The organism is Paenibacillus sp. Soil766, assembly GCF_001428105.1.
Lineage (GTDB): Bacteria > Bacillota > Bacilli > Paenibacillales > NBRC-103111 > Paenibacillus_E.
On the sequence record NZ_LMSJ01000024.1, the window covers coordinates 25586 to 40404 of the forward strand.

Annotated in this window: 10 protein-coding genes; 6 read left to right on the plus strand and 4 right to left on the minus strand. The window is 48.9% G+C overall.

Annotation, left to right across the window (positions count from 1 at the left end; translation table 11 throughout):
• Positions 1–83: 83 nt before the first annotated feature.
• Positions 84–2636 (minus strand): DUF3656 domain-containing U32 family peptidase, encoded by a 2553-nt coding sequence (locus ASG89_RS19545; RefSeq protein ID WP_057312826.1) that lies wholly within the window; start codon positions 2634–2636, stop codon positions 84–86.
• Between the two features lie 228 nt (positions 2637–2864).
• On the opposite strand from ASG89_RS19545, the gene ASG89_RS19550 reads away from it, so the two are divergent.
• The 6 genes from ASG89_RS19550 (at position 2865) to ASG89_RS19575 (ending at position 10905) form a co-directional block, all read left to right on the plus strand.
• Positions 2865–6125, plus strand: coding sequence for an FG-GAP repeat domain-containing protein (locus tag ASG89_RS19550; protein ID WP_235549834.1), 3261 nt, complete (start codon positions 2865–2867; stop codon positions 6123–6125).
• Positions 6126–6174: 49 nt separating this feature from the next.
• Positions 6175–6426, plus strand: coding sequence for an acyl carrier protein (locus ASG89_RS19555; RefSeq protein ID WP_057312719.1), 252 nt, complete (start codon positions 6175–6177; stop codon positions 6424–6426).
• A gap of 7 nt (positions 6427–6433) precedes the next feature.
• A complete protein-coding gene (locus ASG89_RS19560) occupies positions 6434–7633 on the plus strand; it encodes a hypothetical protein (protein WP_057312721.1) in 1200 nt (399 codons plus the stop codon).
• 89 nt (positions 7634–7722) lie between these two features.
• Positions 7723–8640 (plus strand): hypothetical protein, encoded by a 918-nt coding sequence (locus ASG89_RS19565; protein WP_057312723.1) that lies wholly within the window; start codon positions 7723–7725, stop codon positions 8638–8640.
• Positions 8641–8730: 90 nt separating this feature from the next.
• Positions 8731–9885 (plus strand): MBOAT family O-acyltransferase, encoded by a 1155-nt coding sequence (locus tag ASG89_RS19570; protein ID WP_057312725.1) that lies wholly within the window; start codon positions 8731–8733, stop codon positions 9883–9885.
• Positions 9886–9936: 51 nt separating this feature from the next.
• On the plus strand, positions 9937–10905 hold the full coding sequence (locus ASG89_RS19575; RefSeq protein WP_057312727.1) for a sugar phosphate isomerase/epimerase family protein: 969 nt from the start codon (positions 9937–9939) through the stop codon (positions 10903–10905).
• An 84-nt stretch (positions 10906–10989) separates the two neighbouring features.
• Here ASG89_RS19575 and ASG89_RS19580 read toward each other — a convergent pair whose 3' ends face one another.
• From ASG89_RS19580 to uvrA, 3 genes are all read right to left on the minus strand, one after another.
• Entirely contained in the window at positions 10990–11193 is a 204-nt protein-coding gene (locus tag ASG89_RS19580; protein WP_056611440.1) for a hypothetical protein, read from the minus strand.
• A 290-nt stretch (positions 11194–11483) separates the two neighbouring features.
• Positions 11484–11633 (minus strand): hypothetical protein, encoded by a 150-nt coding sequence (locus ASG89_RS36505; RefSeq protein ID WP_157276725.1) that lies wholly within the window; start codon positions 11631–11633, stop codon positions 11484–11486.
• A 262-nt stretch (positions 11634–11895) separates the two neighbouring features.
• Positions 11896–14778 carry an excinuclease ABC subunit UvrA gene (gene uvrA / locus ASG89_RS19585; protein WP_057312729.1) on the minus strand — a complete coding sequence of 961 codons (2883 nt, stop codon included), beginning with the start codon at positions 14776–14778 and terminating at the stop codon, positions 11896–11898.
• Between the last annotated feature and the right edge of the window lie 41 nt (positions 14779–14819).

Genomic DNA, 14819 nt, shown 5'->3' on the forward strand with positions numbered 1-14819 from the left:
AACTCCCTAAACTTAAACAAAAAAACCGCCCCCATACATCATGTCGGGAGACGGTCTAGAAATCGTGCCATATCTGTAGCTGCTTATTTCACCAAAGTACCCTTGGTTACACCAAGTTGGTTGGTTGCCTTCAGCGAGCGCCATACTTGTGTGCCACTAATTTGGCCATCGATCGCTTGGCGATACAATTCAAGAATTTCCGTTACTTTCTCCGGTGTCTCTTCCAAGAACTCCACACGGAAAGAGCGAATGCCGAGATCCATGAAGTGGTTCAAATACTCCGCACCAGACTGATCTACTGCATTATAAACAGTATTCCGGCAGCCTTCATCTACGCGTACAGGATGGGACATACCCACACGGTCCTGTAAAGATACACGCTTCTCCTCGCATGGACGGCCACAATTCGTGAAGTCCGTGCCTTCACTCAGGAACGTACAATACACGCAGTGCTCGGTGTGGAACATCGGCATATGCTGATGAATAACGACTTCGAGCTTGGATGTTTCCGCGCGGCGAAGCAAGTCAACCATCTGCTGAATGTTCAAGTCATACGAAGGTGTTACCTTAGATAACCCAGCAGCCAAGAACAAATCTGCGGCCTTATGGTTAGCAACATTCAAGGAGAAGTCGCCAATCAACTGCGGTTGCGGCGCATCCGGATTCTCAAAGCGATGCTTCAAGAAATAGTAGGCTGCGCCTGTATTACGAATCAGAACCGCATCTGGCTTAAGCTTGAGTATATTGTTAAAATAGCCCGTTTCCCCTGGCATATGAATCCGCGGTGTCACGAGGGCGATTTTGCGCCCAGCGGCATGAACGGCCTCAACAGCGGCAGGGAACTGCTTAATAAATTCAAAATCAGCATAAATCAAGTTAACGTCCGTTGTCGCCAACACAGCCTTCACCTGATCCAGGTTACGGCAAAGTGCCGTCAACTGGACCGCATTGCGGTCCGCTTGGGATAGTGCAGGTGCATTCACAGCAGTAACAGCCGCGTGATGCTCGGTCACAGCCGCAGGAACGTCGTCGTACACGCCGACTTCGCGCTTGATGTACGCGCGCGGCTTCTGCCGCTCGTCTTCCATCAACTCGACAGCCGCACGGCGCATGCTGTTCAGCTCACGCATCGGCACGATCAACGCGCCATCTAGCTGGACATCCAGCTCGGCAAGTTCATAAATCGTGCCGCCAAGGCGACCGAACTGCTCGGTGAAGAGCCCTTCGTCCATCGGTCTTTTCTCCGCTTGAACCAGCGGAAGCTCGGACTGAACGAAGACGGTGTGCCCGCCGCGAACATCCGTCCACCAGCTCTTGAGCGTCTCGCCAAGAACGCCGCTCACTTTCACGCTTACCGGGAATGTACGGTAAGGCTTATCCGTCTCAAACGTCTGACGCAGACGTTTGTCTAGCGCAGGATCGTTCGTCTTCCAGATACGGTCGCCCACGTGCAAACGGCCAAGCTCTACATCGTTGCGGCCCATGACGATCTCGATCAATCCACCCTCGGCTTCACCCTCGAGTTTCTCACCCTTGCGGCGCAAATCGTAGATGCGCCCGCCCTCTTCCTTCTTCGTCGGATCCCCAGCGTCGAAGACTAAACCATCACCGCGCTTCAGCGGCGCCTCCAGCTCACAGATCACCGCATCGCGCAGAATCTGCTTGATGCGGCCCACGAATACCCCACGGCTCTTCGGAAACGTGCCGTCAACTAACTGCTTGTTGTTGGTTCCTTGCAGGAAGCCAACGGTAAATCCGCGTGAGAAGCTTTGCTGAAGCTCACGCACTTCCTCACGAGACGGACGAGCGTCCTGTCCCTCGAAATAACGATCAATCGCTTTGCGATATTTGCTTACAACGTTAGCCACATATTCAGGGGTCTTCAGACGCCCTTCAATTTTAAAGGAACGAACACCCGCTTCAATTAGTTCCGGTACGATTTCAATCGCAGCCAAATCCTTCGGCGACAGCAAATACGTGACGTCCCCCATCGGCTTTTGCTCGCCGTCGACCATCAGATCATATGGCAAACGGCACGCCTGTGCGCACTCTCCACGGTTCGCGGAACGGCCTCCCCACATTTCGGAGGTCAAACATTGTCCCGAATAGGACACACAAAGAGCACCATGAACGAACACTTCCATCGGAAGCTTCGCTTGATCGCCGATTTGTTTAATTTGTTTCAGATTATTCTCGCGACCAAGAACAACACGCTCGATATCGAACGGTTTCGTAAACTCAACAGCTTCTGGCGATGTAATCGTCATCTGCGTTGAACCGTGAATCGGGAAATCGGGTGAGATTTCCCGAATCATTTTGACCAAGCCCAAATCCTGAACAATCACCGCGTCCACGCCCGCATCGACACACGCTTCAATTAATTGTTTGGCATCGTTCAACTCTTCCTCGAACACGAGAATGTTAAACGTCAGGAAGCCCTGTACACCATATAGATGAAGGAACGACATAATATCCGGCAGCTCAGCCATCGTAAAGTTATGTGCTCTTGCTCTCGCATTGAATTTCTCCACACCAAAAAACACGGCATCCGCCCCATTGGCAACAGCCGCTCGCAAACAATCCCAATCCCCCGCAGGGGCTAATAATTCGACATCTTCTCTGCGTATCGTACGCATGGCAGCAAATCCTTTCAATATCCATCCTCGGTAATCCTCAAACTCTTCTCTTTAGTGTAACAGAAACGATAGGTAGGAATCTAGGGCAGGGGATAACTACGTCTAAAGCCAATATCCGACAATGCAATCCGTTTCCATGCCTTTAGAAGTTAACAAACGTACCCAATGAATGCTATAATGGCAAGGATAGTGAGCTATATTAACCATTCTAGCAATCGAGGGATCGTTTTGAATTTGTCGAAAATTCGTGTAACCCAACTACTAATCGGGTTAATCCTTGGCTTCTTAGTCATCGTGCTAATCCTTCTATTTTTGCCAAAAGTCGAGGAAACTAAGCTTCTATACGCAACGAACGGGGATTCTTACGATACCGCTGCTTATAGTAATTTCGAGCAAACCTTGCAAGCAGGCGTTCAAATTGATAGAAAAAGCATGCTCTCCCTTTCGGCTCGCCAGCTACGTTCATATCACGCTTTGTATCTGGATCCAGCGCTAGCGCAAGCTTCCACATGGTCCGAACAAGCGGATAAACTCATGGCTTTCGTGAAACAGGGCGGACATTTATTGTTGGAAAATGAGTTCGGTGATCGCTTTCCGCTAGATTTTCTTGGAGCTGCTGGGATCGTTGATTTAAAAAAAGTGTCTTTGAGCACGTTCGGTTCACCTGCATCGGGCGATTCGCTGTCTCTCAACTACCCGCAAGTACCTGTTAATTTGCAAGGCATTCAACAATCGTTTCAATTATTTACAACCAGTTATCTTAAACATAACACGATGGAGGATATGCCCGGGTTTAATCTGGGGTATGGCTTCAGTCCTTCCACGGGTCAAACGATTGTGGGCATGGCTAACCCTTCCGATTTGAGTAAGCCTATCTCTCTTGTCATGCATAATCGTGTCGGTGAAGGTGCCGTGCTCATCAGCAGTAATTTCCTGCCGAATCGTTACTTCCCTACCGGTTTTGATATGAAAAGTGGCTTCGATCCGAAATTAGGCTTTGCCCAACTTGCAGAGAAATACCAAGCGGCAAGCAAAGCAACACCGGGAACGACTTACTTCAATAAAAGAGCACTGCCGATTGAGCCCTATTTTAGCTTCGCTTGGGCGGCGGCGAACATGCAGTATCGCAGTGAGCTGCTCTCCTATGTCGCTAAGGAAACGCTCGGGTACAGTATAAAGAAGAGTCTGGGCCCTTATGGACGGCCTGCAATGGCGTTTCAGAACCATTTTGAGGCGATGCCGGCCATCGGGCAAAAAGACGGCATCGCTTGGGCGGAGAAGCTGAAGGAGTATAACGAGGTTCCCTCGTTTACGCTTGTGCGCAGCGCCTTCTACTGGGGTGAATGGCGCGAGAGCGTGACGGTGCAGCTCAACACAGGAACGAACGCGAAGCCGTCGTTCGTGGGTGAGTTGCCCGGCTCGGGCTACGCGAGCGGACTGCACGTGATGTCGGCTGGCATTCCATTAAGACAAGCCACGTACGGGCCGTATCGTGATCTCGCCGGCACGATTGAACTGCCTTACCGCGCGTACCCGGCCGCCGCGGATCTGAACGGCGACGGCCGCATGGACTTGCTGGCCGGCAGCAGTGATGGATTCGTGTATGTTTACACGAATCTCGGCAGTGATGAGGCGGCTTACGTCAGCGAGCCGCCGCCGAAGGGCATGGCGCTGCCCGACACGTTCGGCGCGCCAGCGAAGCTGCTGCTGGAGAGCGGCGCGCCGCTCCAGCTCGGCCCTTACAGTGCCGTTCACGCCGCCGACGTGAACGGGGATGGCCGCACGGACCTCGTCGTCTCGGACGAGTCCGGCGGGGTGTGGCTCCTGCCGCAGCTCGCGGGCGGCAGGTTCGGCAAGCCCGCGGCTGTGCTCGCGGGCGGAAACGCGCTGCAGCTGCCCGGAGGGCCTGCAGCGCCAGCCGTCGCCGACGTGAACGGCGACGGCAAGCTCGACCTCGTCCTAGGCGCAGCCGATGGACGAGTGTGGCTGTACCAGGGCCGCAGCGCAGCGGCCCTGGATCTAAACCAAGGCAGCGCGATCCTTACGCTGCCTAACCACGCCACGCACGCCGCGCCAGCGGTGCGTGATATCAACGGCGACGGCCGACTAGATCTCGTGGTCGGCAGCAGCGATGGGGACCTCCAAGTGTTCACCCAAGAAACCGGTGGCGCTTGGGCAGACGTGGGTCCTCTCGCAGGGACAACCTTGAACCAAGTCGGCAACCACGCATTGGTTGCTGGGCATTATTCCGTGCCACTGTGGCTGGACCTCAATCACGATGGCAAAGACGATCTCCTTGTGGGTGGTATCGAATTCGGATCTCCTGTGTCGATCGATAACCCTCATTTTCCTTATAAAGCGGAATTAAACGAGTTCATTGCGTATGCGAAAGATCAGCATTTACAATTAAATCCGCATACATTTGTACATAATTTTAAGAGTGCTGAAGATGAGCGCACAGAGTTCAACCTGCATCAACAAGCTTTTGATAAGCTTGGTATTCCATGGTTACATCCTGGCACGAATCAGCACACCTGGCGCATTAATAATGAAGATCACGATCAGACCCTGAATACCGAGAAAGCCCAAGGCATGTGGTACAACTTCGGATTCTTACCATCCGAGTCACCTGTGCTCGCTCGTCCAGAATCCATCTGGTCACTTCCCTTCCTTCTGCAAGATGAGCAAGGAAAGACAGATGCGACGATGCTCATTCATGCTCCTACCCCCGTCCTAAGGCCGGCTGGTGACAATGCGAACACGGATGTTTTCGAGTCCATGGTAAAGCAAGATATGCCGATTGATTATTTCGAGCATATTGAATACCATTTTCCTGAACCACAGAAAATTGCTAACTTAACGGAATTTGCTGATTACTTTGACAAGCTTCGCACGAAGCATGATTATAACTTTATGTCCGAAACACAGATGGCCAAATCGTTCTTAACCGCTATGACAAGCAAGGTGCGGATCAGCCAATCCTGGGCCTCATACCTATGGGACAGACTGAAAGATCAGCTAAGTGGCGGCAGTCCGCATTTCCATGCTACGCTATCCGTTGATTCAACTGCTGTACCTAGCTTATCCGAGGAGTATACGAACACCTTAGGGGTCATCATTGAGAAGGGCGATAAACTAGCCCTCTACTCCCTGCAAAGCGATTCAAACATCTACACGACGATTGAAAACAAGTTATATCTCGGATTAGAGAAGGCAGCTGAGATTCGCATAGGCCCTTCCGCACAGAAGTTTCATGTTGTGCGTTCGAATGTCCCTTTTACCCTTACTAGTGAAGGAAGCACCTATCAGTTGAAGCTAGCATCTGCGGGTCTGCAACAAGTGAAATTCTTTAGTCCTGTGGAGCTCAAATTTGGTTCTTCTAACGATACGACTATTGTTTATGATGCACCTACTCAGACGTACACATTGACCCGATACGGGGACGTAACGACTCTTACTTTTACCGGATCTGCCGCCAATGCGCAGTAACCCTATCAACATTACAAATAACTTTCTTTTGAACCAGGAGGCTTTCCCCATGTCTAACTTATTAGAAGAGCTGGAACAACATATTCGCGAGCGATACGAAATTGCCGAGGATGATGACGATTTCGATGTGGATGTTCATTTGTTCGATTATGGGTTTATTGATTCCGTTGGGGCGACTGCACTCATCGCTCACATCGAGAAAACATACAACCTACAAGTAACGAACCAAGATTTGATGCTCTATCCGATGAACACGGTGAGTGAAATTGCTCAATTTATTTCCAAGAAGACAGCGAGGTAATCGACTCATGACGACAGTTAAAATATCACTGGCCGGTCTGGCTGAAAGCCAACACGGTCAAGTCAAATATGCCTCTGCTTTCGCTGATGAGCATATCCAAGAAATCCTTTTGATCGATGGACACATTATCATCACTCACAACTCGCCAAACGGTGATAAGGGAATTACTGAGCGAGTTGAGCGCCTCATTGAGCGTTTCTCCCATGGGGATTTCGGTTTCAAAGAAAATATCTTGTTCGAAAATAAAGTCGACACGCCTTATGAAGGTGATATTATTGCGGAGCTCGCGGAGCGTAAAGCGATTAAAGTATTGGAGCCCGGCCTCTTCATCTTCCGTGAGCCTTTCTCCAGCTTGATGCGTTTTCTTGACTACTCCTTCGTTAGCAAAATTGCAAGACGTTTCGAAGGCGTGCAAGAGGAGCAATATCCTGCGGTCATCAACAGCCATACGTTGAACAAAACGAACCATTTCACTTCGTTTCCGGAGCACATTCATTTCGTGACGCATCTGCGTGAGGATCTCGATGTGATCGAGGCATTCTCCCAAACAATTCGCAAAGCTGGCGGTTGGGACCAGGAGAAGCCTTTGGCGTTGGACAACAACATGGTCAAGCCAAACTTCATGATGAACCCTTCCACATGCTATCACTGCTATGAAGGGCTCGAGAACGAAACCCTTGAAGGCGACGGCATTGTCGTGACCGCGATTGCGAAATGTCACCGTTTCGAATCCAAGAACCACTCCGACTTCGGTCGCCTGCTCGACTTCTCGATGCGTGAAATTATTTTTGTCGGCAAGCCTGACTTTGTTAAAGAGAATCGCTTGAAATCGATCGAATATTTGAAAGAATTAGCGGTAGAATGGCAAGTAGACAGCTTACTAGAGATCGCGAATGATCCGTTCTTCACGAACGATTTCCAAGTGAAAGCGTCCTTCCAGCGCAACCAGGAGATGAAATATGAGCTTCGTCTGAACATTCCGCATGTGAAGAAATCGATCGCTTGCTCCTCCGTTAATTTCCATAGCAATACGTTCGGTAATGCTTTTAATATTAAAATGGGTAAACGCAATGCCGTCACAGGCTGCGTAGGTTTCGGTATCGAGCGTTGGGCGTTCGCTTTCTTGGCACAGTACGGCCTCGATGAGCAGCAATGGCCTGCCACGTTCCGTGAGCAATACCACGCTTGGCAAGAGAAGGCTTTGTAAGTCTTAATTCAATTTCCCAGGATGCTCGTCTCCTACGAACGAGTCCTTGGGTTTCATTTTAACCAATCCGAAGATAATGAGTGATTCTATTGAAAGCAACCGCTGCTTTTCTCAAAAAAAATAGCTTTGCACTCGGCCTACTGCTCGCCATCGTCGTCTCCGACCTGCTCATCTCTTGGTGGAACCCGATGGCGTCTTCGCGCCGTTTTTACAAAAACGACTTCACCAAAACGCTCTACCACCATAGCTGGTCCCATACGGGTCCGGTTTTCTTCGGTAATTCGGCCGTTACGGGTGCTTATATCGAAGAGAAGTCTGTACATCCCTTAGTGGAGATGGGGCTTTCCTACGGGAAGCTGACCGACTTGAAGGATATGTTAAATAAAAACCTGTACCAGGTGCAGGACGAGCTTGTCATCGGGATCGACGTGCATACCATGCTCGACCCGCTCGAAACGGATCCCACCTACCAGTGGTTCAAGCCATGGTACCAACCCTATGTGTATACATACCGCGATTACTTCCGTGATTCCGGTATCGAGTTTGCTCGCAATCTAAGTAAAGGCAGCCTTGCCTTCGAACCTCGCTGGATTGATAAGGAATTGTATCCAGGTCGCAAGGACGACGCAGCCTTAAAGCTCAAGTGGGACGACTACGATAAGCGCTTTGGCGCCATGACTTTGAAAGATTTTAGCGATAATCTGGATGCCTTACAGTGGGTGCTCCAGTATGCCGATGAGCATGCACTCGCGCTGCGTGTGATTTGGATGCCGTGGAACAAAGGCTACGCCGATCCTCCCTATGTCGCTTCACTTAAGGATGCGGTTAACGGCCAGCTAAAGGCAGCGAACGTTCCCACGTTGGATTTGATGCACGCTTACGATCCTCGTTATTTCCATGACCTCGTTCACCTGAACCGGGAAGAGGGCGCGCCGCTATTTACGAAGGAGGTTGACACATGGTTAAATTCCTTAGGAAAACCGTCGAAATCCTCATCTACCTCGTGATGCTTTACTTGGTTTTCATTTATTTTACCGGCAAGGGATTGTTCATCTACGAGAAGTTCTAAGATCTAGCAAGCGAGGAGTTCTATAGCTATGTTTTATATGCACATGAACGCGATGGTCGCGATGAGTGGCATGATTGCCGTTCTGATGCTCACCCGCAAGTGGGCGGATAATAAGCGCATTTTGATGATCATATTCAGTCTGTGCTTCCTACTGTTGTTTAGTAAGAAGTTGGTCGTTTTCTATGCGGCTTTTACGATGATTAATTATTTCGGGTTTGTGTATCTGTGCCGGACGACGCTGTGGCGGAAAGCGACCTTTATTTTCGGGATCGCCGCGAATATCGTGGGTGTCTTTCTCGGTGTTCGTTTTTTCGTTATGGGTGTTTTCAGTTCTCCGTTGTTCGACGCCATTATTTATTTAGGACTTATTTACAACGTTCTCAAAGTGATTGATTCGTATTATTTCGCTTATTTCTTTGGAAAAGAGGGCGAAGTGCCGGCCATTGATTATGCGAACTATCTGTTGTTCATTCCGACCTTTACGTCCGGACCGATTTTGAAATTCCGCGATTTCATGGCCGACAGCAAGAAGCCCTACACCGTAGATGCCAAGCTGTTTGAAGACAGTATTAAGCGTATTATTCTAGGCTTATTTAAAAAAATCGTCGTCGTCACCTGGATGACTGGGGTGTTCGACCACGTCTTGAAGCAGGAGCTTCACACCCCAGAATCATTGTTCCTGCTGATCTGGTTCTATGCACTCATCTATTTCGACTTCTCGGGCTATTCCGATATGGCCATAGGCTTCGGGAGATTGATGGGCTATACGATGCCGGAGAACTTCAAAAAGCCGCTCCTCTCGCCTTCCATGACGCAGTTTTGGCGGAATTGGCATGCGACACTCGGTGATTTTTTCCGCGATCACATCTTCATGTTCTTCTCGCGTAAAACACCATCCACAGCAGTCACAGCCAGTCTATCTATCCTGATCATGGTGCTGATGGGCTTATGGCATGGCTTTACGTGGTTGTACTTCCTCTATGGACTGTACCATGGCATCATTATCGCGATCGAGAATATCTTCAAACTCACGACCGTAAATAAGAAAAAGGTATCCAAAGCCTACTTCTACTTCCGCTGCTTCGTTACACAAACACTGGTTACGTTCTCGGTCATTATTTACAGTTCGAATTACGATACAGTGCTTCGAATCTACAAAGGCTTGCTTCATTTTACTGGATGATAGTGGTATAATTTGAACTGATTGTTTTATCAATTATGGAGGTGTAATCGAATGAAGTTAGGCGTTTTTATGGTTCTTTTCGGTGGAAAACCTTTCGAGGAAGCACTGGATTATATTGCTGCGAAAGGCTTGGACGCCGTTGAGATCGGTACTGGTGGATACCCAGGTACTGCGCATTGCAACCCAGCTGAATTACTTGCTGATGCAGGGAAATTGAAAGCTTTTAAACAAGCGGTAGAGTCCCGCGGTTTGACGATTAGCGCACTTAGCGCTCACGGTAACCCTCTTCACCCGCAAAAACACATCGCGAAAGAGTTTCACGATGCTATTATACAAACGATTGAACTGGCTGAACGCCTTGAAGTACCTGTTGTCAACACGTTCTCTGGTTGCCCTGGCGACCATGAGGATGCGAAATATCCGAACTGGCCGGTAGCACCTTGGCCGAACGATTTCCAAGAAATCTTAGACTGGCAGTGGACGAACAAAGTCATTCCTTACTGGAAAGAAACAGGTAAATTCGCTGCAGATCGTAATATCAAAATTGGACTAGAGCTGCACGGCGGATTCTCCGTACATACGCCAGCTACCCTTCTTCGCCTTCGCGAAGCTGCAGGTGAGGCAATCGGTGCTAACTTGGATCCAAGTCACATGTGGTGGCAAGGGATTGATCCTGTTCAAGCGGTTCAAATTCTTGGACGCGCGAACGCGATTCATCACTTCCATGCCAAAGATACGTCACATGATTACAACAACACGAACCGTTTCGGTGTCACGGACATGCAATCCTACGCGAACATGCTGGATCGTTCATGGCAATTCCGTTCCGTTGGTTTCGGCCACGATATGAAAGTATGGGCAGACATTATCTCCGCATTGCGTCTGGTTGGTTATGACTATGTCGTGAGTATCGAGCACGAAGACGGCTTGATGTCCGTTGATGAAGGCTTCTCTAAAGCTGTTCAAAACCTACAACAAGTACTCATCAAGGAACCTCTTGGTGAAATGTGGTGGGTGTAAACCAATAGCACGTACACAAAAAGCCCACAGGCTAGAGATCTTCCGATCTAAAGTCCTGTGGGCTTTTTGTTTTACTTGTATGTACTACCAACCTTTGATCATGATGACATCCATGAAAAGAAATACGAGTAGAGATACAGTTCCAAATCCAAGTGCAAAGAGATTTCTTCTTGGGTTAATCAGTTGACGGATAACGGCAATTGCAATCACCACTGTGAAGATCAAAACATAGATATCAAAGCTTGTATACGTGCTAGTTGATGCTTCAGCTGCTTCTGCTAATAACATGGTGAAACCTCCTTATAGTAACTCGGTGCAAGGCACACGTCCTCTATTTTAATACTATGTTAGCTTGATTGGACACGAGATGCAAGTAGTTGCATCGATGTGTAACAAGTTTGTCACCTTTTGTTTGGGATTTGGCCGGTTTGACTAGCCCATACAGACAGATTTCTTTATTATCCCTTATACGTTTACAATGTCCATCTGCGCAACTATTTATTACTCTCCGTTAGAACAACAAAAGCCCGTACGGAGATACCGTACAGACATTGTTCGATTGCGATTTAGAACTATTTTTACACGGCTAACACATCTCGGTGATTCTCGTCTTCTGGAAGCTCAGTCAATCTCGTGTAGGTTAGCTCTTTTTCTTGCCATGCTAGAAATCGGAAAGGATCAATTCCTAATGCAGATACAATTTCCTGAAGCTCTAACGTCGGTTTCATTATTAGCCTCCACAACATGAATTAGATTAGAACTGCTATATCTCTCAATCATCAAGTCAATGGTTAGGTAGAGGGAGATGTTCACTGTTACTTACTATTATTATAGGCCTACTTCCATCATTATTGATAGAGGGTTAAATTGTCGAAGTCTGTATCATTCAATTAAATCTTAGCAAACTTTTAGGCATTTTAGTCAATTGTAGACAAAAAAAGCTTGAAATTGGCAAATGATATACCCAATTCCAAGCTTAATGTTCGCTTTTTAGCTAACGGAGCCTTCTAGGACCTCCATACGCTTCGCATAGTCTTCCGAACGGACGCGATCCCGCTCAAGGATCGGTTTCAAATACTGGCCGGTGTAGGACCCGGCCACCTTCACGACATCCTCTGGCGTACCCGCCGCCACGATCAAGCCCCCGCGGTTACCACCTTCGGGCCCTAGATCGATGAGGTGGTCCGCCGTCTTGATGACATCGAGGTTATGCTCGATGACCAGTACCGTTTCACCGCTCTCTACGAGGCGGTGTAGGACCTTCAGGAGACGATCGATATCATGGATGTGGAGCCCCGTCGTGGGCTCATCCAGAATATAGATCGTCTTGCCTGTACTGCGGCGGTACAGCTCCGCCGCGAGCTTCACACGCTGGGCTTCGCCGCCTGACAGCGTGGTCGCTGGCTGGCCGAGGGTCATATAGCCCAGGCCAACATCCAGAAGTGTATTCAGCTTACGATGAATGCGCGGCAAGTTCTTAAAGAACTCGCAGCCGTCCTCAATCGTCATCTCCAACACTTCCGAAATGCTCTTGCCCTTATACTTCACTTCCATCGTCTCGCGGTTGTAGCGCTTGCCTTTACATATTTCGCAAGGCACATACACGTCAGGCAAGAAATGCATCTCGATCTTAATAATGCCATCCCCACGACAAGCTTCACAACGGCCGCCCTTCACGTTAAAGCTAAAGCGTCCCTTCTTATAGCCGCGTACCTTCGCTTCGTTCGTATTCGCATATACATCACGGATATCATCAAATACGCCTGTGTACGTCGCGGGATTAGAGCGCGGTGTGCGTCCAATTGGCGACTGATCAATATCGATAACTTTATCTACATGCTCTAATCCGACAATTTCTTTATGTTCACCAGGTCGAACTTTGGCACCATTCAAATCACGAGATAATGTCTTAAACAAAATTTCGTTGATCAACGTACTCTTGCCTGACCCGGATACGCCGGTCACACATGTGAATACCCCTAAAGGCACCTTAGCCGACATGTTTCGCAAGTTATTCTCTTTGGCACCTTTCACTTCGATCCACTTGCCATTCGGCTTACGTCGAACCGCAGGAATCGGAATGAACCGCTTGCCGCTCAAATACTGACCTGTTAAGGAGTTCTCGTCCTGCATCAGTTCTGTTGGTGTTCCTTGGGCAATAACCTGTCCACCATGGATACCAGCCCCTGGACCAATATCAATGATGTAATCGGCCGCCATCATTGTGTCTTCATCATGCTCGACAACGATCAACGTGTTGCCCAGATCTCGCATATGCTCAAGTGTTTGAATTAATCGTGTGTTATCCCGTTGATGCAGACCGATACTTGGCTCATCGAGGATGTAAAGAACACCCATCAGGCTCGAACCGATTTGCGTAGCCAAGCGAATCCGCTGCGCTTCTCCACCCGACAAGGTGCCTGCCGCACGGTGCATCGTCAAATAATCAAGTCCGACATTCACCAGGAAGCCTAGACGTGCTCTAATTTCTTTCAGGATCAAATTCGAAATTGTCAGCTCACGTTCATTCAGTTGCAGCCCCTTAAACCATTCCTCCGCTTCTCCGATAGAAAGGGAAGTTGCGTGCGAAATGTTCTTACCGTTAATCGTTACGGCAAGTGTTTCCGGCTTCAAGCGGTGCCCTTTACATTTCGGACAAGGTTTCGTGCTCATGTAGGTCTGAATATGCTCGCGGATGCCCTCAGAGAAGGTATCCTTGAACCTGCGTTCCAAGTTGCGAATGATGCCTTCGAATGGTACCAACGCTTCTTTGGATGCGCCCATATCGTTCTCATAACGGAAACGGATTTTCTCGCCGCCCGTTCCATATAAGATCACTTTCAGTTGGTCGCTGCTGATCTCAGATACGGGGACATTGCGCGGGATCTTATAGTGCTCACAAACTGCCGCGAGAAATTGTGGATAGTAGTTCGACGTACTCCCCGCCCACGCTTCAAATGCACCCTCTTCAATCGTCAACTTCATATCAGGAACGAGTAAATCAGGATCCACGATCATCTGACTGCCTAAACCATCACAATCCGGGCAAGCACCGAAGGGGCTATTAAACGAGAACATTCTCGGAGCCAGCTCTTCAACGCTGAATCCACACTCTGGACATGCCAAGTTCTGGCTGAACAGCAGCTCTTCCTTCTCCATGACATCGACGATGACACGACCATTGGCCAACTTAAGCGCCGTTTCCAAGGAATCTGCCAAACGTGTCTGTACATCATCTTTGACCACGATACGGTCTACGACCACATCAATGGTGTGCTTTTTATTTTTGTCGAGCTCAATTTTCTCGGAAAGGTCTACCGTTTCCCCGTTTACACGAACCCGCACAAATCCCTGCTTCTGCACATCCACGAATAGCTTCGTGTGCTCACCTTTGCGCCCCGAAATAAGGGGGGCTAGAATTTGAATCTTCGTGCGCTCCGGGTACTCCATAATCCGGTCTACCATTTGTTCCACGGTTTGCGAAGTAATCTCGATACCATGGGTAGGACAGTGCGGCCGCCCAATACGAGCAAAAAGCAGCCTTAAATAGTCGTAAATCTCCGTTACGGTTCCAACCGTGGAACGTGGATTACGGCTTGTGGTCTTTTGGTCAATGGATATGGCTGGTGACAAGCCATCAATGGAATCGACATCTGGTTTATCCATATTCCCAAGAAATTGACGCGCATAGGCAGACAGTGATTCTACATAACGCCGCTGCCCTTCTGCATAAATCGTATCAAAGGCCAGCGATGATTTCCCCGATCCACTTAAGCCCGTGAGTACGACGAACTTGTCACGTGGAATGGTGACATCAATATTTTTAAGATTGTGAGCTCTAGCTCCTTTAATAACGATCTGATCTCTAGACACAGATACCCTTCCTCTCCTATGTGAAGCTGAAACCCTCTTGC